The 24,504-nt window shown below is 71.4% G+C and carries 20 protein-coding genes; 8 read left to right on the forward strand and 12 right to left on the reverse strand.

The annotated features are described in order from the left end of the window. Positions 1-76: 76 nt before the first annotated feature. From pflA to AC6CQV_RS03670, 5 genes are all read right to left on the reverse strand, one after another. Positions 77-1,003, reverse strand: a complete 927-nt coding sequence (gene pflA, locus AC6CQV_RS03650) for a pyruvate formate-lyase-activating protein (protein ID WP_498260316.1) — start codon at positions 1,001-1,003, stop codon at positions 77-79. Positions 1,004-1,025: 22 nt separating this feature from the next. Then, positions 1,026-3,287, reverse strand: a complete 2,262-nt coding sequence (pflB, locus tag AC6CQV_RS03655) for a formate C-acetyltransferase (RefSeq protein WP_101306617.1) — start codon at positions 3,285-3,287, stop codon at positions 1,026-1,028. Positions 3,288-3,481: 194 nt separating this feature from the next. Then, on the reverse strand, positions 3,482-5,131 hold the full coding sequence (locus AC6CQV_RS03660; RefSeq protein ID WP_191008819.1) for a Mur ligase family protein: 1,650 nt from the start codon (positions 5,129-5,131) through the stop codon (positions 3,482-3,484). Between the two features lie 130 nt (positions 5,132-5,261). Beyond that, positions 5,262-5,963, reverse strand: a complete 702-nt coding sequence (locus tag AC6CQV_RS03665) for a DUF1775 domain-containing protein (protein ID WP_498260317.1) — start codon at positions 5,961-5,963, stop codon at positions 5,262-5,264. 87 nt (positions 5,964-6,050) lie between these two features. Continuing rightward, entirely contained in the window at positions 6,051-6,641 is a 591-nt protein-coding gene (locus tag AC6CQV_RS03670) for a hypothetical protein (protein WP_223848953.1), read from the reverse strand. Positions 6,642-6,712: 71 nt separating this feature from the next. Between AC6CQV_RS03670 and AC6CQV_RS03675 the strand changes: the two genes are divergently transcribed. Beyond that, positions 6,713-8,026 carry a M50 family metallopeptidase gene (locus AC6CQV_RS03675; protein ID WP_498260318.1) on the forward strand — a complete coding sequence of 438 codons (1,314 nt, stop codon included), beginning with the start codon at positions 6,713-6,715 and terminating at the stop codon, positions 8,024-8,026. A gap of 18 nt (positions 8,027-8,044) precedes the next feature. Here AC6CQV_RS03675 and AC6CQV_RS03680 read toward each other — a convergent pair whose 3' ends face one another. Continuing rightward, a complete protein-coding gene (locus AC6CQV_RS03680) occupies positions 8,045-9,961 on the reverse strand; it encodes a chorismate-binding protein (RefSeq protein ID WP_498260319.1) in 1,917 nt (638 codons plus the stop codon). A 264-nt stretch (positions 9,962-10,225) separates the two neighbouring features. Between AC6CQV_RS03680 and AC6CQV_RS03685 the strand changes: the two genes are divergently transcribed. The 3 genes from AC6CQV_RS03685 to AC6CQV_RS03695 all read left to right on the forward strand — a co-directional run bounded on the left by AC6CQV_RS03685 (position 10,226) and on the right by AC6CQV_RS03695 (position 13,649). Then, the gene (locus tag AC6CQV_RS03685; protein WP_498260320.1) at positions 10,226-11,269 is read left to right on the forward strand and encodes a hypothetical protein; all 1,044 of its coding nucleotides are present in this window, start codon (positions 10,226-10,228) and stop codon (positions 11,267-11,269) included. A gap of 69 nt (positions 11,270-11,338) precedes the next feature. Continuing rightward, positions 11,339-12,469 carry a flavodoxin-dependent (E)-4-hydroxy-3-methylbut-2-enyl-diphosphate synthase gene (ispG, locus tag AC6CQV_RS03690; RefSeq protein WP_498260682.1) on the forward strand — a complete coding sequence of 377 codons (1,131 nt, stop codon included), beginning with the start codon at positions 11,339-11,341 and terminating at the stop codon, positions 12,467-12,469. Positions 12,470-12,581: 112 nt separating this feature from the next. After that, positions 12,582-13,649, forward strand: a complete 1,068-nt coding sequence (locus AC6CQV_RS03695) for a hypothetical protein (RefSeq protein ID WP_498260321.1) — start codon at positions 12,582-12,584, stop codon at positions 13,647-13,649. Between the two features lie 19 nt (positions 13,650-13,668). Here AC6CQV_RS03695 and AC6CQV_RS03700 read toward each other — a convergent pair whose 3' ends face one another. Next, positions 13,669-14,865 (reverse strand): trans-sulfuration enzyme family protein, encoded by a 1,197-nt coding sequence (locus AC6CQV_RS03700; RefSeq protein ID WP_498260322.1) that lies wholly within the window; start codon positions 14,863-14,865, stop codon positions 13,669-13,671. A gap of 114 nt (positions 14,866-14,979) precedes the next feature. Between AC6CQV_RS03700 and AC6CQV_RS03705 the strand changes: the two genes are divergently transcribed. Next, positions 14,980-15,507, forward strand: coding sequence for an Lrp/AsnC family transcriptional regulator (locus AC6CQV_RS03705; protein ID WP_498260323.1), 528 nt, complete (start codon positions 14,980-14,982; stop codon positions 15,505-15,507). Here AC6CQV_RS03705 and AC6CQV_RS03710 read toward each other — a convergent pair. After that, positions 15,461-16,498 (reverse strand): 1-aminocyclopropane-1-carboxylate deaminase, encoded by a 1,038-nt coding sequence (locus AC6CQV_RS03710; protein ID WP_060960490.1) that lies wholly within the window; start codon positions 16,496-16,498, stop codon positions 15,461-15,463. The two genes, AC6CQV_RS03705 and AC6CQV_RS03710, sit on opposite strands and share 47 nt — an antisense overlap. Beyond that, a complete protein-coding gene (locus tag AC6CQV_RS03715; RefSeq protein ID WP_498260324.1) occupies positions 16,495-17,169 on the reverse strand; it encodes a GntR family transcriptional regulator in 675 nt (224 codons plus the stop codon). Before AC6CQV_RS03715 ends, AC6CQV_RS03710 begins: the two co-directional genes overlap by 4 nt. 220 nt (positions 17,170-17,389) lie before the next feature. Between AC6CQV_RS03715 and AC6CQV_RS03720 the strand changes: the two genes are divergently transcribed. Further along, positions 17,390-18,082, forward strand: coding sequence for a hypothetical protein (locus AC6CQV_RS03720; RefSeq protein WP_498260325.1), 693 nt, complete (start codon positions 17,390-17,392; stop codon positions 18,080-18,082). Between the two features lie 39 nt (positions 18,083-18,121). On the opposite strand, the gene AC6CQV_RS03725 is transcribed toward AC6CQV_RS03720, so the two are convergent. After that, positions 18,122-19,570: an RNB domain-containing ribonuclease gene (locus AC6CQV_RS03725; RefSeq protein ID WP_498260326.1), complete on the reverse strand. Its 1,449-nt coding sequence runs from the start codon at positions 19,568-19,570 to the stop codon at positions 18,122-18,124. A 56-nt stretch (positions 19,571-19,626) separates the two neighbouring features. Here AC6CQV_RS03725 and AC6CQV_RS03730 point away from each other — a divergent pair, with 56 nt between their 5' ends. Further along, positions 19,627-21,384: a proline--tRNA ligase gene (locus AC6CQV_RS03730; RefSeq protein ID WP_498260327.1), complete on the forward strand. Its 1,758-nt coding sequence runs from the start codon at positions 19,627-19,629 to the stop codon at positions 21,382-21,384. 40 nt (positions 21,385-21,424) lie between these two features. Here AC6CQV_RS03730 and AC6CQV_RS03735 read toward each other — a convergent pair whose 3' ends face one another. Beyond that, the gene (locus AC6CQV_RS03735) at positions 21,425-22,774 is read right to left on the reverse strand and encodes an HNH endonuclease signature motif containing protein (protein WP_498260328.1); all 1,350 of its coding nucleotides are present in this window, start codon (positions 22,772-22,774) and stop codon (positions 21,425-21,427) included. Between the two features lie 97 nt (positions 22,775-22,871). On the opposite strand from AC6CQV_RS03735, the gene AC6CQV_RS03740 reads away from it, so the two are divergent. Then, positions 22,872-23,927, forward strand: a complete 1,056-nt coding sequence (locus AC6CQV_RS03740; protein WP_101306606.1) for an LOG family protein — start codon at positions 22,872-22,874, stop codon at positions 23,925-23,927. An 18-nt stretch (positions 23,928-23,945) separates the two neighbouring features. Here the strand turns inward: AC6CQV_RS03740 and AC6CQV_RS03745 are convergent, their stop codons facing one another. Further along, complete coding sequence (locus AC6CQV_RS03745) at positions 23,946-24,446, reverse strand: pyridoxamine 5'-phosphate oxidase family protein (protein WP_498260329.1); 501 nt, start codon at positions 24,444-24,446, stop codon at positions 23,946-23,948. Between the last annotated feature and the right edge of the window lie 58 nt (positions 24,447-24,504).

Genomic DNA, 24,504 nt, shown 5'->3' on the forward strand with positions numbered 1-24,504 from the left:
GGGCCCGGTCGTCGATGACCCGGCCGCGCGGCCGCGGAGGGGAAGCAGCGGTCCGCGTTCGCGAGAGGAGCCGACGTCAGTAGGTCACCAGGCCGTGCGCGCGGAACTGCGCGCGCACCCGTTCCACGAGGGCGACGGAGGGCGGCTCGGTGTCGGCGAGTCGGTACTCGCGGCCGAGGGCGTCCCACTTGTCGCGGCCCATCTGGTGGAACGGCAGCACTTCGACGCGCGTCACGGCGCCGGGTCGGATCTCGTTGAGGGATGCCGCGTAGGCCGCGACCGCCTCGATGCCCTCGACGTCGTCGGTCAGGCCCGGCACGAGGACGTACCGGATCCAGATCTCGGGGCCCTCGGGGCGGGCGGCCAGGCGCCGACCGAAGGCGAGGGTCGGTTCGAGATCGCGACCGGTGATCTCCCGGTAGGCCTGCGGGTCGCCGCTCTTCACGTCGAGCAGGACGAGATCGACGTCGTCCAGCATCGCGTCCGACGCCGCCGCGCCAAGGTAGCCGGAGGTGTCGATCGCCGTGTGGATGCCGCGCTCCTTCGCGCCACGGAGGATCCGTGCGGCGAAGGCGGGCTGCATGAGCACCTCTCCGCCGGAGAGGGTGATGCCGCCGCCGGTGGCGCGGAAGACCGCGGTGTACCGGGAGATGCGGGCCAGCAGCTCATCGCTCGTGACGGGCTGGCCGTCCTTCATCGCGAGCGTGTCGGGGTTGTGGCAGTACAGGCACTGCAGCGGGCATCCGCTGAGGAACGTGGTCAGTCTCGTCCCCGGTCCGTCGACCGCCGTGACCAGCTCCCACGAGTGCACGGAGCCGAGGCGGCCCTCGCGCATCGCCGTGAGGCGTTCGTGACGGTCGACGTCGGAGACCTCGAGTCCGTCGACGCCGGCGCCCGTGCGCCGATGGGCGGGCGCCTGGAGGGGGACCTCCAGGCGCACCGCGTCATCGGGGAGGGAGGCCGGTACCGTGTTGCACGGGTGGCGGAGCATCGCCCTGGCCATGGTCCTCAGCTTCTCTCGGGGGTCACATCGAGCCGTGGAAGGTCCGCGACAGGACGTCCAACTGCTGCTCACGGGTCAGGCGCACGAAGTTGACGGCGTAGCCGGAGACCCGGATGGTCAGCTGCGGGTAGTTCTCCGGGTGCTCCATGGCGTCCTCGAGCGTCTCGCGGTTCAGCACGTTGACGTTCATGTGGTAGCCGTGCGAGCCGACGTAGGCGTCGAGGAGGCCCGCCAGGTTGCGCACCTGCTCGTCCGTCGTGCGTCCCAGGCCGCTCGGCACGACCGTGTTGGTCAGCGAGATGCCGTCCTGCGCCTGCGCGTAGGGGATCTTGGCGACCGACAGTGCCGACGCCAGCATGCCGTGCGTGTCGCGACCGTTCATCGGGTTGGCGCCCGGGGCGAACGGCTCGCCGGCGCGGCGACCGTCGGGCGTGTTGCCCGTCGCCTTGCCGTAGACGACGTTCGAGGTGATCGTGAGCACCGACTGCGTGGGCAGGGCGCCCCGGTACATCGGGTGACGGCGGATCTTCGACATGAAGCTCTCCACGAGGCCGACGGCGATCTGGTCGGCCCGGTCGTCGTCGTTGCCGTAGCTCGGGAAGTCACCCTCGGTGAGGTAGTCGACGACGATGCCGCGCTCGTCGCGGACGGGGGTCACCGTGGCGTACTTGATCGCCGCCAGCGAGTCCGCCGCGACCGAGAGTCCGGCGATGCCGCAGGCCATCGTGCGCAGCACGTCCTTGTCGTGCAGGGCCATCTCGATCCGCTCGTACGCGTACTTGTCGTGCGACCAGTGGATGCAGTTGAGGGCCTCCACGTACGTCTCGGCCAGCCAGTCCATCGTCTTGTCGAAGCGTTCCATGACGTCGTCGAAGTCGAGGGGGCCGTCGCCGACGGGCGCCGCGACCGGCGAGACCTGCTTGCCGGTCACCTCGTCGCGTCCGCCGTTGATCGCGTACAGGAGCGTCTTGGCGAGGTTCACGCGAGCGCCGAAGAACTGCATCTGCTTGCCGACGCGCATGGGGCTCACGCAGCACGCGATGGCCGCGTCATCCCCCCACGCCGGGCGGATGATCTCGTCGGACTCGTACTGCACGGCCGAGGTGTCGATCGACACGCGGGCGCAGTAGTCCTTGAACCCCTGCGGCAGCTCGGGGCTCCAGAACACGGTCATGTTGGGCTCGGGGGCCGGGCCCAGGTTGTAGAGCGTCTGGAGGAAGCGGAAGGAGTTCTTCGTGACGAGCGGGCGGCCGTCCTCGCCCATGCCGCCGATGGTCTCGGTGACCCATGTCGGGTCGCCCGAGAAGAGGCTGTCGTACTCGGGGGTGCGCAGGAAGCGGACGATGCGCAGCTTGATGACGAAGTCGTCGATGATCTCCTGGGCCTCGGACTCGGTGATGAGCCCGGCTTCGAGATCGCGCTCGATGAACACGTCGAGGAACGTCGAGGTGCGCCCGAGCGACATCGCGGCGCCGTTCTGCTCCTTCACGGCCGCGAGGTAGCCGAAGTACAGCCACTGCACGGCCTCGCGGGCCGTCGTCGCCGGACCGGAGATGTCGTAGCCGTACGACGCGGCCATCTGCTTCAGCTCGCCGAGCGCGCGGATCTGCTCCGCGTGCTCCTCGCGCATGCGGACGACCTCCTCGCTGAACGGCGTCGTGTCGAGCCCGAGCTTGTCGACCTGCTTCGCGGCGATGAGCTGGTCCACGCCGTAGAGCGCGACGCGGCGGTAGTCGCCGATGATGCGTCCGCGGCCGTACGCGTCGGGCAGTCCGGTGATCACGTGCGAGCTGCGGGCGGCGCGGACGTTGGGGGAGTACGCGTCGAAGACGGCCTCGTTGTGCGTCTTGCGGTACGTCGTGAAGATCTCCTTCAGCGTCTCGTCGACCTCGTACCCGTACGTGTTCAGCGCGCCCTCGACCATGCGCCATCCGCCGTTGGGCATGATGGCGCGCTTGAGCGGCGCGTCGGTCTGCAGGCCGACGATGACCTCGTCGTCCTTCGCGATGTAGCCGGGACCGTGGGCCGTGATGCCGGCGGGCGTGTGCGCGTCGACGTCGTAGATGCCCTTCTCACGCTCGACGGGGAACATCGCCGACAGCGTGTCCCAGACCCGGGTGGTGCGCGCCGTCGCTCCCGTCAGGAACGAGGCGTCCCCGAGGTAGGGGGTGTAGTTGCGCTGGATGAAGTCGCGCACGTCGATCGCGTCCTGCCAGGGGCCGGCGGTGAAACCGTTCCAGGCGGCGGGCTGCGTGTCCTGTGCGGAGGGGGTGACGGTGGTCATGATTCGCTTCCTCAGATCCTCGTGGGAGCGGCCCGTCCACCCATCCGTGGTCGGGTCGTGACCCCAGCATACGACCTGTGGTCAGACCACAACGGGACTGTGGAGGAAGTCGACAGGAGAAGCGGGCGAGGCGCCGCCCGCAATGTGGTCAGGCCACAAAGGGGAAGCGCCTCGCGAGAGAGCCCGAGCGGAGCTCAGAACGGCCGCGTCGGATCCGATGGTGTGATGGAGTCGGCGGGGTAGGGCACCGTCCACGTCGGTGCGGGGGCGGGCCAGCCCGCCGCGTCGAGCGCTCGGCGGGCGAGCTCGCGCGCCGAGTAGGGCGTGCGGACGCCGCGGATGTCGCGGTAGTCCTGGTGGCCGGGCCCCGCCCAGAGGATCGCGTCGCCGTCGCCGACCCGGCTCACGGCCTCGACGATCGCGCGCTCGGGCGGGGAGATCTCCAGGATCTCGGCGCGGGACATCGCCGCCCGGGCCCCCGTCAGCAGCGCCGCGCGGATCTGGTCCGGATCCTCGTGACGCGGATGGTGATCCGTGATGATGAGGATGTCGCTGCCCAGCGCCGCCGTGCGGCCCATGTCGAAGCGCTTGGTCGTGTCGCGGTCGCCGTCGGCGCCGAACAGCATCAGCACCCGCCCGGGGGTGACCCTCCGGACCGCGGCCAGCGTCTTGTCGAAGGCGTCCGGGGAGTGCCCGAAGTCGACGTAGACCGCCGGCCCGGCATCCCCGGAGACGCGCTGCGTGCGTCCGGGGACGGCGGCCTCGATGCGGCGACCGTCGAGCGCGGCGTGGATCCGCGACCATTCGTACCCGGCCTCGACGAGCATCACGATCGCGAGCCCCGCGTTGGACGCCATGTGCCGCCCGATCACCGGCACGGTCGTCTCCAGCGCCTGCCCGCCGGGACCCCGCAGCGAGAAGGTCGTGCCGTTCTGGCGTTCCGCGGAGATCTCCACGGTCCAATCGGCGGATGCCGGCACGGCCGCGATCGCCGGCGTCGTGATGGTCGTCGTCGGCACCGTCGCGGCGGCGACCAGCTGCGGCCCGTACTCCGAGTCGAGGCTGACGACCGCCCTCCGGCTGCGCTCCGGGGTGAAGAGGGGGAGCTTGGCCTGGAAGTAGGTCTCCATGTCGCCGAAGTCGTCCAGGTGGTCGTGGGTCAGGTTGGTGAAGCCCGCGACGTCGAAGACGATGCCGTCCACGCGGTGGCGGTCGAGGGCCTGAGCGCTGACCTCGTCGGCCACGGCCTCGACGCCGCGCTCGCGCATGAGGGCGAGGAGGGCGTGGAACTCGCTGGCCTCGGGCGTGGTCAGGCGCGACGTGATCACCTCGGGGCCGATGTGGCGCTCGGCGGTGGACGACAGTCCGGCGACCACCCCCATCTGCTCGAGGATCGCTTTCAGCAGGTGCGAGACGCTGGTCTTGCCGTTCGTGCCGGTGACGGCGAGGAGGGTCGGCAGGTCGCGGTCGGTGCCGTAGACCCATGCCGACATGGCACCGAGGGTGCCGCGGGGATCGGGGAAGACGGCCACCGGCAGCGTGGGAGACAGCGCCGCATCGCGGACGAGGCGCGCGCCCTCCTCGTCGGTGATGATCGCCGCCGCGTCGAGGGAGGCCGCCGCGCTCGTGAACTCGGCACCGTGCTGATGGGTGCCGGGCAGGGCGACGAACGCCTCACCGGGGCGCAGATCGTTGGTGGACAGCGTGATCCCGCGCAACACGGTGTCGCCGTCTCCGGCGCGCAGCTCTCCGCCGAAGCGATCGACGAGGTCGATCAGTCTCCTCTGCGGCGGCTGATCGGGGCGAAGCGTCGGGGGCAGGGTGCTCTCGATGTCGGGTGTCATGATTCCCCCATGCTCGCGCATGGAGTTATGTGAAAACTATGTGCCCTCTATCGCGGCTCGTTGAGAGCGGCCGGGCGACGGGGTCGAATCCGCCACCCGGCCGCGGGTGAGAGGTCGCGCCGACCGGGGGTCAGGCGCGGCGTCGGAGGAGGGCCACCGCGAGCGCCGCGAGCGCCGCGACCAGGGCCCCTCCGCTCAGCCAGCGGGCGACGGGATCGGCGTCTGCCGGTGCCGCGGCATCCGTCGACGCGTGCGTGTCGGCGTCGGCGTGCTCCTCGGCCGTCGAGGCATCATGGCCGTGCTCTCCGCCGTCCGCGGAGACGGCGCCGACCGCGACGACCGGTGCCGGGGCGGCCAGGTCGTCCTCGGTCTGTCCCTCGGCGGCGACCTCCGACCAGTCGGTCGATCCCGTCGCGCAGGTCTGCAGGACGGGGAAGGCGACCGACGTGTTCGCGGCGCTGGAGGAGAAGATCACGTCGAGGGCGACGGATGCCGCGACGCCCGACTCGACGGGGGTCACGGCCGTGAACGTGACGCTCGTGGGGATGCCGTCGGTGTTCAGCTCACGGGAGATCGTCCAGGCGCCGTCCAGCACGGGCTTCACCCCGTCGATGCCCTGCGGCACCGTGATCTTCACGGCGGTGGTCGGGGAGTCCTCGCAGCCGTGGCTGAAGGAGAACGCGAGGCGGGTGGTCGTGCCTGCCGACGATTCGTCGGGGGTCACGTGGACATGCGCGGACGCGGCCAGCGGGGCGGCGAGGACGAGGGCTGCGCCGGCGATGAGGCCGGCGGCGAGGCGGGTGCGACGGCGCGAACGGGTGGTGACGGTCATCAGGGTGCTCTTTCTGTACGTGGTGCGGCGGGATGCCGCGGTGACGGGGCGGCGCGTGCGCCGCGGGTGCCGCGGGTGCGGCGGTGCTCAGCGTGCGAACGCCGGCGGCCCCCGTCGACGAAGAGCGGACAGCAGGAAGAGCGGGAGGGCGATGCGCCGGTCGGTCGGGGCGGCGTGCGCGCGGGGACGCGGTCCGGGCGCCGTCACGGCGGCCCGGGCGAGGAGGCGACGGACGCCGCGCGCGATCATCGCGAGCAGTCGTTCGCCGTAGGCGACGAGCGCGATCGTCACGAGGGCGGCCACCAGGTGGCCGATCAGCATGGCGGCCGTCAGATGCCCGCCGGCGTGGGTCGTCGCGACCCCGATCGCGACGCCCGGCATCACGTGCTCGTGCCCGGCGGGGGTGACCGGTGCGGCGCCGCCGACGACGGCGAACGCCGTGTGCAGGGCGATCTGGGCCGTGGCGATGGCGGCCGCCAGCCGCGGAAGGCTGCGCCGTCGTCCGACCATCGCGACCGCGAGCGGCGCCGCCAGGACGGTCACGGCGACCAGCAGCCACAGCGACGGCGCGGCCCCGCCGCCGAACGTGTGCCCGGTCGAGGCGAGGGTCGTCGCGATCGCCGCCGCCGCCGTCCCGCGCAGGGCCCGCAGCCGGCGGGTCATCGGGCGTTCGGGCACACGTCGAGCCTACCGGGGGCCGGGGCGCGGACTGAGCAAACTCAAAGCGGTGGCGGGTAGCCTGTTCGCTCGTGACCGTCATCGCCTTCATCGTCGGCGTCCTGCTGCTTGTCGTGGGACTCGCCGCATCCATCGCCCTGCACGAGATCGGTCATCTCGTGCCCGCGAAGCGCTTCGGCGTCCGCGTCGGGCAGTACATGGTGGGCTTCGGACCGACGCTGTGGTCGCGTCGCTTCGGCGAGACCGAGTACGGCGTGAAGGCCGTGCCGTTGGGCGGCTACATCTCGATGGCGGGGATGTACCCGCGGTCGCGTGCCCGCGCCGCGGTGGGCGGTGCCGCGGGCAAGGCGGGGGGCGGGTTCTTCGCCACGATGGTGCAGGACGCCCGCGCCGCCAATGACGAGACGATCGCCGGAGACGACAGCACGGGCACGTTCCACGCGCTGCCCGTGTGGAAGCGGGTCGTCATCATGCTGGGCGGCCCCGTCATGAACCTGCTGCTCGCGATGCTGCTGTTCGCCATCGTGTTCAGCGGGATCGGGGTGCAGACGGCCACCACGACGGTCGCCGCCGTCAACGAATGCGTCCTGCCGGCCGGCTCCACCCAGACCGCCTGCACCGCGGACGACCCGCAGTCGCCGGCCGCGGCGGCGGGCCTTCGCCCCGGCGACGAGCTCGTGTCGGTCGACGGGACCGCCGTCGCCACCTTCGAGGAGGCGTCGGCGATCATCCAGGCCGCCCCGAACCGCACGATCGACGTCGTCGTCCGTCGCGACGGCGTCGAGCAGACCCTGCGCGTGACGCCGTTGCTCGCGCAGCGCCAGATCGCGGGTCCGGACGGCACGGCGGTGACCGCGGAGGTCGGCTTCGTCGGGATGACGGCCGCGACCGCCTATGTGCGCCAGCCGCTGTGGGACGGGCCCGCCGCCGCGCTGCAGCAGGCCGGCCAGGTCGCCGGCATCATGTGGCAGCTCCCGGTCCGGGTCTACCAGACGGCGTCCGACCTGGTCACGGGGGCGCCGCGCGATCCCAACGGCCCGCTCTCGGTCGTCGGCGTGGGCCGGCTCGCCGGAGAGGCGGCGGCCATCGACGCGCCCGTCCTCGACCGGGTGGCCACGATCCTCGGTCTGCTCGGATCGCTCAACCTCGCGCTGTTCGTCTTCAACCTCATCCCGTTGCTCCCGTTGGACGGCGGGCACGTCGTCGTCGCGCTCTGGGACGGACTCAAGCGGGCCTGGGCGAAGCTGTGGCGGCGGCCGCCGCCCGCTCCCGTCGACGCGACACGGCTCGTGCCGGTCACCTTCGTCGTCGTCATCGCGCTCATCGTGATGGGCGGCATCCTCATCCTGGCCGACATCGTCAACCCGATGAAGATCTTCGGCTGAGCGCCCTCGCGCCCCGGTTCAGGACAGCGCGTCGGCGATGAGGCTCTCGAGGGTCCGCAGCCCGTCGCGCGACAGGATCGACTCGAGGTGGCCCTGCACCGAGGCGTAGCCCGGCCCGCGGAGCGCGTAGACGTCGCCGGATGCCGGGTCGGCCGAGATCCGCGTCCGGCCGATCTCGTCGGTGCCCGGCTCGACACGCGCCGTGAAGGTGTTGTAGAAGCCGATGGACGCCGGCACCCCGAAGACGTCGACCGTCTTCTGCAGGCCCTGATGCGGCGCGTCCAACGGGGCCAGGGAGATGCCGAGCCGATCGGCGAGGATCTGGTGGCTCAGGCAGACGGCCAGCAGGGGGCGGCCGCTCTCCAGCCGGTCGGCCACGACGGCGCGCATCGTCCGGATCCGTGCGTTGGCGTCGTCACGCGGGTCGCCGGGGCCGGGCCCGGCGACCACCAGGTCAGCGGCCGCGAGGGCCGCGGCATCCGCGTCGTTCCACGGGAGGATCGAGACCGCGAAGCCGAGGTGGCGCAGCTGGTGCGCGAGCATCGTCGTGAAGCGGTCTTCGGCGTCGACGACGACCGCGGTGCGCCCGGAGTACGGTCCCGCGATCTCCCCGGCTTGCGGCTCGAGCCAGAACGACGCGAGGCGTTCGTTGCGCGCGGCCAGCAGTGCGGCGATCTCGGGCACGTCGGCGAGGCGGGGAGGCCGGGCGGCGGGCGCGTCTTCGTCGAGCGCGCTCGCCTCCGCGACGACGTCGCGGGCGACCGCGCCGATGGCGCCCAGCACGCCCGCGGCCTTTCCATGGGTCTCACCGACCTCGCCGTCGGGATCGGAGTGACGCACGAGCGTCGCGCCGACCGGCACGCGCAGCGTGCCGTCGACGAGATACGCCGTGCGGATGAGGATCGGCGCGTCGAGGTCGTGTCCGCCGCCGGGCGTGGGCGTGAACAGTGCGGCGACGCCCGAGTAGTAGCCGCGCGGAGCGCGTTCGTGCCGCTGGATGACGGTGCACGCGTTCTGCATGGGCGATCCGGTGACCGTCGGGGCGAACATCGTCTCGCGCAGGATGTCCCGCGGATCCATCGTGCTCGTCCCGCGCAGGATGTACTCGGTGTGCGTCAACCGCGACATCTCCTTGAGATGCGGGCCGGTGATGCGGCCCCCGTCGCTGCAGACGGCGCTCATCATCTTGAGCTCCTCGTCGACCACCATGAAGAGCTCTTCGGTCTCCTTGGTGGACGAGAGGAACTCCGTCAGGGTCTCTGCCGTGGCCCCGCCGGCCGGGTGGCGGAACGTGCCGGAGATCGGGTTCATCGTCACCGTGCTGTGGCCGGGCCCGGCGGGAGCCCCGGCCTGCGCGCTCACGTGCGCTTCCGGGCTCGCCCCGACCGCGAGGTGGCCGGGGGTGGAGACGAGGAAGGTCCAGTAGGCGCCGCGCTCGTGTTCGAGCAGCGCGCGGAACCAGATCAGGCCGGCGGTGAGGGCATCGGTGTCGACGGATGCCGTGAAGTCGCGCCGGATGACGAAGTTCGCGCCCTCGCCGCGACCGATCTCATCGGCGATGACGGTGCGCACGATCGCGGCGTACTCGTCGTCGGAGATGTCGAACCCGGCGTCGGCCAGCGGCACCGTCGCGGTCGGCAGCGCCGCCAGCACGTCGGCGCGGGGGAGCGTGGTGTGCTCCTCGACGACGAGGCAGCGCAACGGCGCGCCGTCGTCGTGGCATGCGAAGCCGCGCTCGACGACCTGCCGGTACGGCACCAGCGCCAGCACCTCTCGCGGGGCGCCGGTCGCATCCGTCAGCGGGATGTCGGCGAGCAGGGCGACGTCGACGACATCGCCGACGAGCAGCTCGACGGTGTCGGGATCCCGCGCGATCAGGGCGAAGGGGCGATCCGCGCGCAGCACGGACTCCAGGAGGGCGGGGCTCGGGGTCATCGCCGGGCCTTTCTTCAGGTCGGGCGGGCTGGGTTCGTCCGGGAACGAAAAGACCGCCTCGAGGGCGGTCTGTGGTCGTGGGTCGCGAGCACACCGCCTCAGCGGGTGGGCCACCAGGAGGTGTTCGCGAACATGCGGTCACGATATCAGAACGACACGTGCGCGTCGGCGCGGCGGGTATCGGCCGCCGGTGCGCGATCACGATCTCGAAACGAACGGCCGCCGCCGATGCGCCTCTGCAGCGCCGTGCGTCAGGGTGAAGGGATGAGCGCCTCCGCCCCCCGATCGGTCCCCGTCGTCATAGCCGCAGCGGCGTGCGTCCTGGTGCTGGCGGGCTGTGCACGGGGCGCTGCGGCACCCGTCGAGTCCGCGTCGCCCGTCGCCTCGGCGACGTCCACGCCGACGGCGACGCCGCCCGCGGAGCACACGATCGCCTTCGGGGGCGACTGCGACGCCGTCCTGCGTGAGGAGCAGCGCACGTCGCTGTTCGACGCGGAGTCCACGCCTGTCGACGCCGATCCGGGGCGAGATGTCGGCATCGGGACGCTGGGCGGTGTCGAATGCACGTGGCGCGGAGTGGACTGGCAGTCACTGATTGCCGACATCGAGAGAGTTTCCGTGCTCGCCTTCCCGACCTCGGTGATCCCTCGGGATCTGCGAGCCGAGGCTGAGGCGGGGACGTGCGTTCAGATCTATGATGCGATGTCGTGCACGCTGGGAGCTGACGTCGACGGCGTCTGGCTCGTTGTGCAGACCGTCCAGGCGGCGGCAGAGGGCGTCGACACCCCCGCCGCGCTGCTGCGGTCCGTGCTCGACGCGGTCACGGCGAATGCGGCGGGGGCGGTTCGGCCCGTTCCGCTGGTGCGTACGGCGGGATGGTGGAGCACGGAGATCTCCTGTGAGGATCTGGGCCAGCGCCTCGGACTCGCCGACTTCCTCGGGTCGACCTACATCACCGGCTGGTGGGAGGGCGACCCCAGCCGGGAGTGGACGTGGCGTCTGCTCGAGAGCGCCGGAGTCTCGCTCACCTGCATGTGGTTTCCCGACTTCGACGACCCCGCCATCGATGCGACCTACGGGCTGACGACCCTTCAGCTCTCGCCCGGCGGGGCGTGGGCGGCGGACGCGGCGTTGGCCGCCGGGGAGCGCTCGAGCCTCGCGGGCGGACTGTCCGCGGCGGTGGACGGGAAGACCGCGCTCGCCGCCGACGGCGTGAACCTCGCCCGGGTCGGCATCGGCGCCAGCGGCACCGGAGATCCGACGATGCTCCTTCTCCGCGTCTTCGACGAGTTCGCGACATCCCCCTGACGTCAGCCGCACAGCCCCCGCGCGGCCAGCGCGGCGTAGGCTGGTGCAGTGCCAGCAGTGAACATCGGGATGCCGCGTGTGCCGGACGTCCTCGCCCCGCGCCGCAAGAGCCGTCAGATCAAGGTCGGGAAGGTGCTCGTCGGCGGCGACGCGCCCGTGAGCGTGCAGTCGATGTGCACGACGCCCACGACCAACATCAACGCCACGCTCCAGCAGATCGCGGAGCTCACGGCATCCGGCTGCGAAATCGTGCGCGTCGCCGTTCCTAGCCAGGATGACGCGGATGTGCTGCACATCATCGCGAAGAAGAGTCAGATCCCCGTGATCGCCGACATCCACTTCCAGCCCAAGTACGTCTTCCAGGCGATCGACGCGGGCTGCGGCGCGGTGCGCGTGAACCCGGGCAACATCCGCAAGTTCGACGACCAGGTCGGCGCGATCGCGAAGGCGGCGAAGGATGCCGGTGTGTCGCTGCGCATCGGCGTGAACGCCGGCTCGCTCGACAAGCGGCTGCTGGAGAAGTACGGCAAGGCGACTCCGGAGGCGCTCGTGGAGAGCGCCGTCTGGGAGGCCTCGCTGTTCGAGGAGCACGACTTCCACGACTTCAAGATCTCGGTGAAGCACAACGACCCGATCGTCATGGTGAAGGCCTACCGCATGCTCGCCGAGCGGGGCGACTGGCCCCTGCACCTCGGTGTGACCGAGGCCGGTCCCGCGTTCCAGGGCACGATCAAGAGCGCGACCGCCTTCGGCATCCTGCTCGGCGAGGGCATCGGCGACACGATCCGCGTCTCGCTGTCGGCGCCGCCGGCCGAAGAGGTCAAGGTGGGTCACCAGATCCTGCAGTCGCTGAACCTCCGCGAGCGCAAGCTCGAGATCGTCTCGTGCCCGTCGTGCGGGCGGGCGCAGGTCGACGTCTACACCCTCGCCAACGACGTCACCGAAGGCCTCAAGGACATGACCGTGCCGCTGCGCGTCGCCGTCATGGGCTGCGTCGTCAACGGCCCCGGTGAGGCGCGCGAGGCCGACCTCGGCGTCGCGTCCGGCAACGGCAAGGGACAGATCTTCGTCAAGGGTGAGGTCATCAAGACCGTCCCGGAGGCCGAGATCGTGGCCACCCTGATCGAAGAGGCCAATCGCATCGCCGACGAGATGGGCCCCGACGCCCCGCTCGGAACGGCGCAGGTCGTCACGGTCTGACACCGGTCCCCGTTCCTCGGCGGGCGCATCGTATGCCGCCGCCGGCATGGGCGTGACGAGATCGTTGTGAGCCGAGGCGAACGCCGCTTCGCGCGCGTGCGACGATGGCCCTATGGCCACCTTGTCCACGCGTACGAGAGACGTCGCTCGGCGCACCGCGCTTGTCATCGTGCTGGCGGCGACCGTCGTGTCGCTGCAGGCGTGTGCGTCCGATGGCTCCACCGTGAGCTCCCCTTCGACGAGCGAGGCCGTGGCCCCGGTGCCCGAGAGTCCCACGCCGACGTCGGAGCTCGACTCGGGAGCCCGCCCTGCCTTCGGAGGCGATTGCGCCGCCATCGTGGACGCGACGCGGCTCTCCTCGATTCTGGGGAGAGATCTCGCTCAGCCTTCTGAGATCACCTCGATCGGCGTGCGTACCCTCGGCGGCCTGGAATGCGTCTGGCGGACGGGGAGCGGTTCGGCCGTGCGGAGCTTTGCCGCTCCCGTCGATGTGGTCCCGGAAACCACCCAGTCCCGCTACGGCAGCGTGGTCTGCGAGGGATATCTCTACGACGGTTGGGGGTGTCGGATCGCGGTCCGCAACGACACGACCTGGCTCCTGGTCACGATCGATGGCGAGGTGGGCGACGACGCGCCGGAGTCCCAGGTCCGATTGACGGAGGACGTGGAGAAGCTGGCCCCGCTCGCCCGGGATTCCCTGTCGACGTCGCCCGCACCGCGAGCGGCGACGCCGAGCACGCAATGGTGGGCGGCGCCCACCTGCGAGGACCTGGGAAGCCGGCTCGACCTTGCGGGCATTCTCGGCTCAACCGACGTCGAGTCCGGCTATCCATCGGGGTTCGGAACCGACGTTCCGGGGGAGCTCGCGGTTGCCCGCGGGACGACGATCGACTGCAAGTGGTACTCGTCGTCGACAGACGGCATGACGGCGATCGTCATCACCGCCTATCCCGGCGCCGCGGATGAATGGGAGCAGCTCGAGAAAGACCTGTCGTCGCGGAAATCGCTGACGTCGGTTGTCGTCGCGGGCGCGCAGCAGGCGATCGAGGGCACAGGCGCCATCCGTCCGGACAGTTCGTTCGTGGTCGCCACCGATGGGATCAACCTCATCAAGGTCACGGAGGCGCCCCACATCGTCGACGCGACGGCGTCCGTGATCTCCGCGCTGAGCCAGGGCTGAGCGCCGTTCGCGAGCGTCGTCAGCGCGCGGCGCTCACCGCCCGCAGGCCCTCGCGCGTCCGCGCCAGGGCCTGCGACAGATCGGCGATCAGGTCGTCGACGTGCTCGAGTCCGATCGACAGTCGCAGGATGTCGGCGGCGGGGCGCGCCTCGGGCGCGACGGGGCGGTGCGTGAGCGCCGCGGGATGCTGGACGAGCGAGTCGACGCCGCCCAAGGACACCGCGTGGGTGAACAGGCGCAGGGATGCCGCGACCTGTGCCGCCGCGTCGTAGCCGTCCCGAAGGCGCAGAGCGAGCATCGCGCCGCCGCCGTGCTGCTGGCGCGTCAGGAGTCCCTGCGGATCACCGTGCAGTCCGGGGTAGAAGACGTCGACGACCGCATCGTCCTCCTGCAGATGCCGAGCGATGTGCGCCGCCGACGCCTGCTGGGCCCGCATGCGCAGCGGCAGCGTCGGCAGTCCGCGGTGGAGGAGATACGCGCCGAGCGGATGGAGGATGCCGCCGGTGATGGCGCGCACGCGTCGCAGGGCCGCCGCGGACTCCGGGCCGCAGGCGATGACCCCGCCGACGACGTCGCCGTGGCCGCCGAGGTACTTCGTCGCGCTGTGCAGCGACATCGCCGCGCCGTGGTGGAGCGGCTGCTGCAGCACCGGGGTGGCAAAGGTGTTGTCCACGAGCACCGGCACGCCGTCCGCCTGCGCGACCACGCCGGCGATATCGACGAGGTCCAGCGTGGGGTTCGCGGGCGTCTCGACGATCACCAGGCCGGTGTCCGGTCGCAGCGACGCTCCGACCTCGTCCGCGGAGCAGAAGGTCACGTCGGTGCCGAGCAGGCCGGTCGCCAGCAGATGGTCGCTGCCGCCGTACAGCGGACGCACCGCCACGACGTGCGGGCGACCGACGGACACCGTGTGCGAGAGGACGGCGGCGGTGAGCGCGGCCATCCCGGACGCGAACGCGACAGCGGCCTCGGCGTGCTCGAGTGCCGCGAGGGCCTCTTCGAAGCGCGCCACGGTGGGGTTCCACAGCCGCGCGTACACGTGGCTGCCCCCGTCGATGGGCGTGCCCCCGGTGGCCAGCGCCTCGTAGGAGTCTCCGCCGCGCTCGACGTCCGGCAGGGGGTACGTGGATGACAGGTCCAGCGGCGGAGTGTGCACGCCGAGGGCGGCGAAGTCGTCACGACCGGCGTGGACGGCGAGTGTGTCGGGGTGCGTCATGCCCGCGAGTATGAAGGAAAGAGCGGCAGACCGCGTGTGTGATTGTGGAAACGGCAATCGAATGATCGAATTGTGCCGCTGTCATCAATCCCGCGCGACCGTGAGGAGCCGCCCTTGCCGGAACCACAAGGCGCCGCATCCGCTCTGGACGAGCTCGACCTCCGTGTGCTCGCGGCGATCGTGCGCGCTCCCGGGCGCTCCAACAAGGCGCTCGCCGATGATCTCGGCATCGCCGAGTCGACGTGCGCGTACCGCGTGCGGACGCTGCGTTCGCGCGGCGTGCTCACCGGCGTGCGGGTGCTCGTCGACCCGGCATCCCTCGGTCTGCCGCTGCAGGCGGTCATCCGCGTCCGGCTCGGCCGTCACACCCGCGAGGGCGTCGGCCGGCTCTTCGATGCGATCGTCGCGACGCCCGGAGTGATCGAGGCGTTCCACGTTGCGGGCGAGGACGACTTCCTCGTGCACGTCGCGGTCGAGGATGCCGCGGCGCTGCGTGACATCGTGCTGCAGCACATCACCGTGCACGAGTCGGTGCGCACGACCGAGACCCACCTGGTCTTCGAGCGGCGCGAGGGCGTCGGGCCGCTCGCTCGCGTCACCGGGGAGCGACCGTCGGGTCCCACAGCGAGTGATAGGCGTTGATCGCCGGCTGTCCGCCCAGGTGCGCGTAGAGCACGGTCGACGACGCCGGGATGTCGCGCGAGCCGACGAGATCGATGAGTCCCGCGAGAGACTTCCCCTCGTAGACCGGGTCGGTGATCATCGCCTCCAGCTGCGCGCCGATGGCCATCGCCTCCATCGTCGAGTCGACGGGGATGCCGTACAGCTCGCCCGCCCAGCCCTCCAGCACCTGGATCTCGTCGTCGCGGAGGTCGCGGCCGAGCTCGATGAGCTCCGCGGTGTGGCGGGCGATGCGCGCCACCTGGTCCCGGGTCTTCTGGAGTGTGGCGGACGCGTCGATCCCGAGCACGCGGCGCTTCACCCCGGTGGCCTCCTCCAGCGCCGCGAACCCGGCGATCATGCCCGCGTGGGTGGAGCCGGTCACGGTGCACACGATGATCGTGTCGAAGAACACCCCGAGCTGCTTCTCCTGTTCAGCGACCTCGAACGCCCAGTTCGCGAAACCGAGGCCGCCGAGCGGGTGCTCGCTCGCGCCGGCCGGGATCGGATAGGGCGTTCCGCCGCCGGCCTCGACCTCGGCCAGGGCCTGCTTCCAGGAATCGCGGATGCCGATGTCGAACCCGGCGTCGTCGAGGCGCGAGTCCGCGCCCATCATGCGCGAGAGCAGGATGTTGCCGACCTTGTCGTTGGTGGGGTCGTCCCACGGAACCCACTTCTCCTGCACGAGCCGCGCCTTCAGCCCGAGGTGCGCCGCGACGGCCGCCACCTGTCGGGTGTGGTTGGACTGGTAGCCGCCGATCGAGACGATCGTGTCGGCGCCGGAGGCGAGGATGTCGGGGACGATGTACTCGAGCTTGCGTACCTTGTTGCCGCCGAACGCGAGGCCGCTGTTCACGTCTTCGCGTTTGGCCCAGATCTGCGCACCGCCGAGGTGATCGCTGAGCCGCGCCAGGTGCTGCAACGGGCTGGGGCCGAACGTGAGCGGGTGGCGCGGGAACTCGTGCAGCTTCATGCGGGGTCCTGTTCGATCGGGGTAATCCGGGTGGTCGGGATGCCGAGGCTCTGCCACGTCTGCTCGGCCAGGCGGGCGGCGCCGTCGGCGTCGCCGTCGGCGCACAGCGCGATGAGTCGTTCATGCCGAGCGGCCGACTCTGCGCCTTCGTGCGAGGCGAACCGCAGCCGCTCCACGCGACGCAGGACCGGCTCGTACTGGGCGATGACCGCGACGGCGGCCGCGTTGCCGCTGGCATCGAGCGCGACGCGATGGAAGCGCTCGTCCGCGGCGAGGGCGGCGTCGGTGTCGCCGGCCCGCTGCGCGGCGGTGAACGCCGCGTTGGCGTCGCGCATGGCGGACAGATCCGCCGCCGTCAGCAGCGGCACGGCCGTCCGCACGGCGAGGGCGTGGAGAGCGCCGACGACGGCCTGAGCATCGCGGATCGCCCGGGGGTCGAGGGGGGCGACGACGGTGGAGCGGCCGGGCGTGGCCGTCACGAGTCCGGCGCGGGCGAGCTCGAGCAGCGCCTCGCGCACGGGCGTCCGGCTGACGCCGAGCCGTTCGGCCAGCTCGACGTCGCGCAGCTGTTCGCCGGGCGCGAGCGTGCCGTCGACGATGGCGTCGCGCAAGCGGGCGTGCACGTCGTCGCGCAGGAGGGCGCGCGGTACGGGCGTGAGCGAGAGAGGCACGATATGCAATATATCGCATCGCGCTCTCTGGCTGCCGCGATGGGCATGACCTCGTCCCCTGCTCCGCGGCGCTGTCTCTGACCCCTCCGCACGACGGACATCGCGCAGGAGCACGAGCCACCGAGAATCGCGCCCCCGCGGCCCACGGAGGGGCAGGTCTGCGTCACCGCGGCCGGTGCGGTCGGAGAGACGGACGAGCCGTTCTGAATAGCATCGGCCCATGAGTCTGTTCCGCCGGAAGCGCCCCTCCGCGTCGCCGCCGGCGGTGAAGCTCGTCGAAGCGAGGAACGGTGACGAACGGGTACTCGTCCTGCTCGACGAAGCTGCGGGGACGACCGCACTGTTCCCCGCTGTCAACCTGCTGCTGCGCAGCGCCGAAGATCAGGCGCAGATCACCGCGGCCCTCGTCGAGCGCGGCGCCGGTGACGACGACCTGCCCTGGTCCGAGCCTGCAGGGTCCGGGCTCTTCGCTGTGCTCGGGCTGGATGAGGGCGATCGGCATGTGACCCTCACGCACAACGCGCTCGCCGAGAGGGGGCTGACCGCCGAGCTCGCCCGCGCCGGCGCCTTGGCCCGGCTGCGGATGGCCGTGGGGGGTCTGCTCACCGAGGGCGGGGCCGGGCAGTTCCGTCTCCACCTGCGGAGCGAACCGGATCTGACCGCATCGTTCATGCTCGTGGCCGATTCCTGGCTCGAGCTCGACCGCATCGACGGACCCCCGGTGTTCGCCGCGGGGACCCGGGCCTTCCTCCACGTGTGCGGTGCGAACGACCGCGACGCCGTCGAGGGGCTCCGCCACATCGCACAGACCTCCCACCGCGAGGGTCTCGCCGATCCCCAGACCTTCGGGCGCGCGCTCACCCCGACGCTGCAGACGCTGCAGAGCAATCGACTCGTCTCGTTCGACTCCTGACCGTCGCGCGGCCCCGCCTGCCGCGGATGACCGCGGGGCTCAGGCGGGGGCGAACGCGATGGTCCCGTCCGGGACGGATGCCGCGAGAAGCCGGATCGCGGCGCTCGTCCCGGGGGCGGCGTCGAGGCCCGTGACCGTCGCCTCGACCGGGGGCCGATCGATCTGGACGCGGGCCGTCGTGCCGCGGACGTTCAGCACGAGCGCATCGAACACCTCTCCCTCGTGGCCGGCGAGCAGCGCCGCCTCGACGCGATCGATCGACCCCGCATCCAGACGGCCCGCGACGGCGGCGCTCCGCGCCATCGCGGCCGGCAGCCCGGCCAGCGACGAACGCGCCCACTCGGGCACCTCGCGGCCGTTCGCGAGCGCATCGCAGATGACCAGCGACCAGCGGTCGACGAGGCGCCGCAGCGGCGCGGTCGTGTGGGCGTACGGAGCGCCGATCGCCGCCTGCATCGTCTCGGCCGGCACGTCGCCGTCGAACGTCGTGTAGCCCGCGCCGCGGAACAGGGCTGCCGCGTACTCGCGGACCACCCGCGCGGCGGGGGATCGGTCGAGACCGCGGAGATAGTCCCCGTACGCCACCTCCGGTGCCCACGGCATCCCGAGCGCGACGGTCTGTGAGCGGAAGGACGCCACATCCTCCGCGGCCGCGGGTGGCATGGTCCGCAGGATGCCGATGCGACCGTCGATCATGATCTGCGCCGCGGCCATGCCCGTCAGCAGCGACACATCGGCATTCCAGTCCTCGAGCGGTACCCCGTCGCTGCGATCGAGGGCGTACTCCCCGGGCTCTCCGGCCGGTGGCGAGACGACGCGGGTCTCGGGCAGGTTCAGGCTCGCGCCGCCGCGCTCCCGCTCGCGGTCGGCGCGCGCCGCACCGAACCAGGGGAGCGCCAGGAGCGTGGCCGGCGCGTCGCCCGCATCGATCGCGCGTTGCGCGTCCACGTACGACCATTGCCGCCGCGAGCGCACCACCGCGCGGGTGAGGGTCGTCTCGACGGGCCGCGCGCCGTCGTCGAGGACGAATCGCCAGACGAACGCGCGGCGATCTCGCCCCGGATGCAGCGAGGCGGCGCCGTCGCCGAGCACCCCCGGATGCAGCGGGATGCGGCCGTCGGGAGCGTAGAGGGTCTGGCCGCGGCGGCGGGTCTCGGCATCCAGAGCGCCGCCGGCGCTCACGAACGCGGGGACGTCGGCGATCGCGTAGTGCAGGATCGCCCCGCTCGCGGTGCGTTCGAGGTGCAGCGCCTGGTCGAGGTCGGTGGATCCGGCGGGATCGATCGTGAGGAAGGGGATGTCGCGGAGATCGGCCAGCCCGGATGCCGAGGGCGCGACCGGCACGGTGTCGGCGGCACGCTCGGCCTCGGCCTGCGCATCGGCGGGGTAGCCCTCCGGGATGCCGAGCTGGGCGCGCAGATCCGCGAGCGCGGCGGCGAGCTCGCCGCGGACCGCTCGTGGGGCGATGCGGGAGCGGCGGTGCGGCACCGGGTCAGTCTAGGTCGGAGGGTGCAGGGACACCCACCGGACTAGGCTTGACGCTCGTGGTCACCCGTCTGTCGAACTTCTTCCTCCGCACGCTTCGCGAAGACCCCTCGGATGCCGAGGTCACGAGCCACCGCCTGCTCGTGCGCGCCGGCTACATCCGCCGTCAGGCGCCGGGGATCTTCGCGTGGCTGCCGCTGGGCCTGCGCGTGAAGGCCCGCATCGAGACCATCATCCGCGAGGAGATGACGGCGGCCGGAGCGCAGGAGGTCCACTTCCCGGCGCTCATGCCGCGCGACCCCTATGAGGCGACCGGGCGCTGGGAGGAGTACGGCGACGGCATCTTCCGCCTCAAGGACCGCAAGGGCGCCGACTACCTGCTCGCCCCCACCCACGAAGAGGCGTTCACGCTGCTGGTGAAGGACCTGTACGGCTCCTACAAAGACCTGCCGCTGACGATCTACCAGATCCAGGACAAGTACCGCGACGAGGCCCGCCCGCGTGCGGGTCTCCTGCGCGGCCGCGAGTTCACGATGAAGGACGCCTACTCCTTCGACTACACCGACGCCGGGCTCGACACCAGCTACATGGCCCAGCGCGACGCCTACGAGCGGATCTTCCAGCGCCTGGGCCTGGAGTATGTCATCGTCCAGGCGGATGCCGGGGCGATGGGCGGCTCGCGCAGCGAGGAGTTCCTGCACCCGACGGCGATCGGCGAGGACACGTTCGTGCGCTCGGCCGGCGGCTACGCGGCCAATGTGGAGGCGTTCGAGACCCTGGCGCCCGAGCCCATCGCGTTCGACGGGTTCGGCGAGCCCGTGATCTTCGACTCCCCGAACACGCCCACGATCGACACGCTCGTGGCGCACGCCAACGCCGTGCTCGACGGCGAGTACACCGCCGCCGACACCCTCAAGAACGTCGTCCTCGCTCTCACGCACCTCGACGGCACCCGCGAGCTCGTCGTCGTCGGCCTCCCCGGCGACCGCGACGTCGACGACAAGCGCGTCGAGGTGGCGTTCGCGCCCGCCGAGGTCGAGCCCGCCACGCCCGAGGACTTCGAGAAGCACCCGCTGCTGGTCAAGGGGTACATCGGGCCGTGGTCGCCCCAGGGCGCGATCCTGGGCGAGGAGTCGGCCACCGGCATCCGCTACGTCCTCGACCCCCGCGTCGTGGACGGCACGCGATGGATCACCGGCGCGAACATCGATCAGAAGCACGTGCACTCGCTCGTCGCCGGTCGCGACTTCGCCGCCGACGGGTACGTCGAGGTCGCGACGGTGCGCGCCGGCGACCCGGCGCCCGACGGCTCCGGCCCGGTCGAGCTCGCCCGCGGCATGGAGATCGGCCACGTCTTCCAGCTGGGGCGCAAGTATGCGGACGCGCTCGGTCTCAAGGTGCTCGACGAGAACGGCAAGCTCGTGACCGTCACGATGGGCTCCTACGGCATCGGCGTCACCCGCATCCTCGCGATCATCGCCGAGCTCAACAACGACGACAAGGGCCTCATCTGGCCGGCATCCGTGGCGCCGTTCGACGTGCAGGTCGTGGCGACGGGGCGGGATGCCGTGGCCTTCGAGCTCGCCGAGAAGCTGTCGGCCGACCTCGAGGGTGCGGGACTCGACGTGCTCTACGACGATCGGCCGAAGGTCTCGCCGGGTGTGAAGTTCGGCGATGCCGAGCTCGTCGGCGTTCCGCAGATCGTCATCGTCGGCCGCGGGGCGGCCGACGGCGAGGTCGAGCTGTGGGATCGCCGGTCCGGAGAGCGCACGCTCGTCTCGGCGGCCGACGCCGTCGCCCGCCTGTCGGTGCGCTGACGGCGCGCCGGCACCGACACCCCCCACCCGCGGCCGCGGGTCAGAACGGTGGTGGTCCGGCGTCGTCCGCACGCTCGGCGACGGGGCGGAACACCGGGGTTCGACGCTCCGGCTCGACGAGGTAGCGTCGGCCGTACGGTGAGGTCCACTCCAGGACGCCTCCGCTGTCGGGAACCTGGACCACCGTCCACCCGCCGTGATGCTTCACCTTGTGATGGCCCGGGCACAGGGGAGCGAGGTTGTCCGTCGCGGTCGCTCCGCCGTCGGACCAGGCGAGCGTGTGGTCGATCTCGCACTGTGAGGCCGGCATGACGCACCCGGGTGCCATGCAGCGCTCGGCCCGCCACCGTACGAGGCGCCGGAGCTCGGGCGGCGGGTCGTACCTGCGGCGCCCGACGGACAGCACGGCGCCGGTCTCGGGATGGGTGAGCACGCGCATCCAGCCCCTGGCGCCGCCGCTGAGTTCGCGGGCCCGCTCGATCGGGATCGGACCGAGGCCCTCGACCTGCGCCGGTTCTCCGGCGCCGTGCGCGTCTTCCCGCAAGGACAGCGCCGGAACGGTCACGACCACGGTCGGACGGATTCCCCGCGCCGAGGGGGAGTGGCCGTCGCAGCGACCGTCGATCAGCAGATCGCAGAGGACGTCGGCACGCACCTGGTCGAGGGAACGGTCGTCGGTGGGTGGGGGCGTGGCGTCGGCGGACGCGTCGGGGACGGCCCGGCGCCCGGTCATCGCCGCGGCCATCCGCGTCAGCCGGTCGAAGATCGCGTGGGCCTCGACGCTGGGCAGATGCGCGGTCAGGACGGACATGCCGTCGGCGGCCGGGGCGACGTGCACGCGGCGCTGCGCGAGGGCGCGCTCGTGCGTCTCGGCGAGGGTCTGCACCGCCTCGGCCGCGACGAGGTCGCGCAGGCGACGCCGGAACGTCCCCGCGGGGAGGTCTTCGGCCAGCCGAACCGCTCGATCGACGAGCCGTGCGCGCACCGCCGGATCCGCGGCATCCAGCACGTCGACGAGGAATCGCGCGTGCTGATCGGTGATGCGCGCCGCCCCCAACGCCTCGAGCGCCCGCGGGTAGCGCTCGACCAGCGCCGTCGAGCGCGCCATCAGGTCGCCCGCGGCGTACTCGGTGATGCGCAGCGCGGCGGCGAGCTCGAGGCGCAGCGAGCGGTCGATCATCTCGTCGGTGCAGGCACGGGAGGAGGCCGTCGCCATCGCATCGCGGCGGGCGGCCGCGACGCACACGTATTGCTCGGCCGTGTGCACCGCCACGAGGGTGGCGATGTCGGCCACCTGATCGACCGGATCGCGGGGGAGGAGCGCCGTCTCGAAGGCCGCGACATCCGACCAGTACCCGGGATAGGGCTCCATCTCGATGTCACCGTCCATACGTCGATCATAGAACAAAGATTCGAATGTGGGAAGAGGGAAGGAGACGTTCTCGCCGCGTTCACCCGAACTGCGTCCGGGATGTCAGGCTGGAGCCATGTCAGATCGCTCCACGCTCCCGTCCACCGTCACCGACGGCATCCGCCGGCTGCTCGACGACGCCGGCATCACGACCGACGCCGATCTCATCGCCCGCATCCTCGCGACGGGCGTGGGCATGGGGCTCGACGGCGCCGACCGCCTCGACCTCAAGATCACCTCGGCCGCCCTCACCGAGATGCGCGCGGCCTTCGAGCTGTTCGCGCCCTTCCGCGGTGTGCCCAAGGTCACCGTGTTCGGTTCGGCCCGCACCGCCCCCGACTCGCCGCTCTACCGCCTGACCGTCGAGCTCACCGCGGCGCTCGCCGCCCGCGGATGGATGACCGTGACGGGGGCGGGCCCCGGGATCATGCAGGCGGCGGCCGAAGGCGCGGGCCCGCAGCACTCCCTCGGGGTCTCCATCCGCCTGCCGTTCGAGGAGAAGCCGAACGCGATCATCGCCGCGCACGCCCGCAACGTCGCGATGAAGTACTTCTTCACGAGGAAGCTCATGCTGGTCAAGGAGTCCAGCGGCTTCGTGTGCATGCCCGGCGGCTTCGGCACGCTCGACGAGATGTTCGAGCTGCTGACGCTGCAGCAGACCGGCAAGGCCGCGCCCACGCCGATCGTCCTGCTGGACCGTCCCGGCGGCGGCTTCTGGCACGGGCTGCAGCGTTTCGCCGATGACCAGCTCATCCCCGAGGGCGTGATCTCTCCGGACGACCTCGACCGGGTGGTCGTGACCGACTCCGTGGATGCCGCCGTGGACGAGCTCACGGGCTTCTACCGCAACTACGTCTCGCTGCGGTGGGTCGGCCGTCGGCTCGTGCTGCGCCTGCGTGCGGAGCCGACCGACGCGGAGGTGGATGCGCTGAACGCCCGCTTCGGCTCGCTGCTGGCCGAAGGCGTGATCGAACGCCGCGGTCCCTTGAAGGCCGAGCGGGAGGACGACGACGATGTCGCCGCGCCCCGTCTCGTCATGCGCTACGCGCAGCGGCGCGTGGGTGAGCTGCACCACCTCATCCGCGCCGTCAACGCGCTGCCGAGCGCCCCCGCCGAGGCGCGCCCGGCCTGAGTCGGCCCGAGGTGCGCGTCAGCGGACCAGCCTGCCGTGGTTCATGGTGTCGTCCGGCGTCTCCCGCGTGATGAGAGCCTTGAGCATGCCGGCGGCCATCGCGAGCGTGCCGTGCGCCGGTTCCCAGAACTCGGTCACGATCGGCGTCACCGTCAGCAATGCGATGTCGGGGGTGTCCAGGCCCTCCTCGAACCAGATGTCCAGCGACGGCGACCACAGCTGTTCCATCCGTGCGCGGTCGTGCACGATCGTCGCGCGACCGGCCACCGACACGTAGCGCATGCCCTTGGCGTCGCAGTAGGCGAGGTTCACGTCGTGGTCCGCCTCGACCTCGTCGGCCTTCTTCGTCTCGTCGGAGGTGAAGAACCAGATCACGCCGTCGTCGTCCATCTCGCGGGTGCTCATCGGACGGCTCACGAGGCGCCCGTCGGCGTCCACGGTCGTGAGCATGGTGATGTCGATGTCCTCGACGAGTTCCTTGACGCGGTCGCGCGCCTCGATTCCAGTGAGTTCGGTCATGACTCGACCCTGCCCGCCGCCGGGATGTCGTCCCAGGGCCTTGACAGACGCCGCTGCC

The organism is Microbacterium sp. EG9, assembly GCF_059759475.1.

Coding starts and splice junctions, on each gene's coding strand:
- AC6CQV_RS03680 (WP_498260319.1), bottom strand. CDS start 9,961: ATGACCCCGAGCCCCGCCCTCCTGGAGTCCGTGCTGCGCGCGGATCGC.
- AC6CQV_RS03735 (WP_498260328.1), bottom strand. CDS start 22,774: ATGGACGGTGACATCGAGATGGAGCCCTATCCCGGGTACTGGTCGGAT.
- ispG (WP_498260682.1), top strand. CDS start 11,339: ATGCCGCGTGTGCCGGACGTCCTCGCCCCGCGCCGCAAGAGCCGTCAG.
- AC6CQV_RS03665 (WP_498260317.1), bottom strand. CDS start 5,963: ATGACCGTCACCACCCGTTCGCGCCGTCGCACCCGCCTCGCCGCCGGC.
- pflB (WP_101306617.1), bottom strand. CDS start 3,287: ATGACCACCGTCACCCCCTCCGCACAGGACACGCAGCCCGCCGCCTGG.
- AC6CQV_RS03700 (WP_498260322.1), bottom strand. CDS start 14,865: ATGACGCACCCCGACACACTCGCCGTCCACGCCGGTCGTGACGACTTC.
- AC6CQV_RS03745 (WP_498260329.1), bottom strand. CDS start 24,446: ATGACCGAACTCACTGGAATCGAGGCGCGCGACCGCGTCAAGGAACTC.
- AC6CQV_RS03685 (WP_498260320.1), top strand. CDS start 10,226: ATGAGCGCCTCCGCCCCCCGATCGGTCCCCGTCGTCATAGCCGCAGCG.
- AC6CQV_RS03740 (WP_101306606.1), top strand. CDS start 22,872: ATGTCAGATCGCTCCACGCTCCCGTCCACCGTCACCGACGGCATCCGC.
- AC6CQV_RS03720 (WP_498260325.1), top strand. CDS start 17,390: ATGAGTCTGTTCCGCCGGAAGCGCCCCTCCGCGTCGCCGCCGGCGGTG.
- AC6CQV_RS03710 (WP_060960490.1), bottom strand. CDS start 16,498: ATGAAGCTGCACGAGTTCCCGCGCCACCCGCTCACGTTCGGCCCCAGC.
- pflA (WP_498260316.1), bottom strand. CDS start 1,003: ATGGCCAGGGCGATGCTCCGCCACCCGTGCAACACGGTACCGGCCTCC.
- AC6CQV_RS03695 (WP_498260321.1), top strand. CDS start 12,582: ATGGCCACCTTGTCCACGCGTACGAGAGACGTCGCTCGGCGCACCGCG.
- AC6CQV_RS03660 (WP_191008819.1), bottom strand. CDS start 5,131: ATGACACCCGACATCGAGAGCACCCTGCCCCCGACGCTTCGCCCCGAT.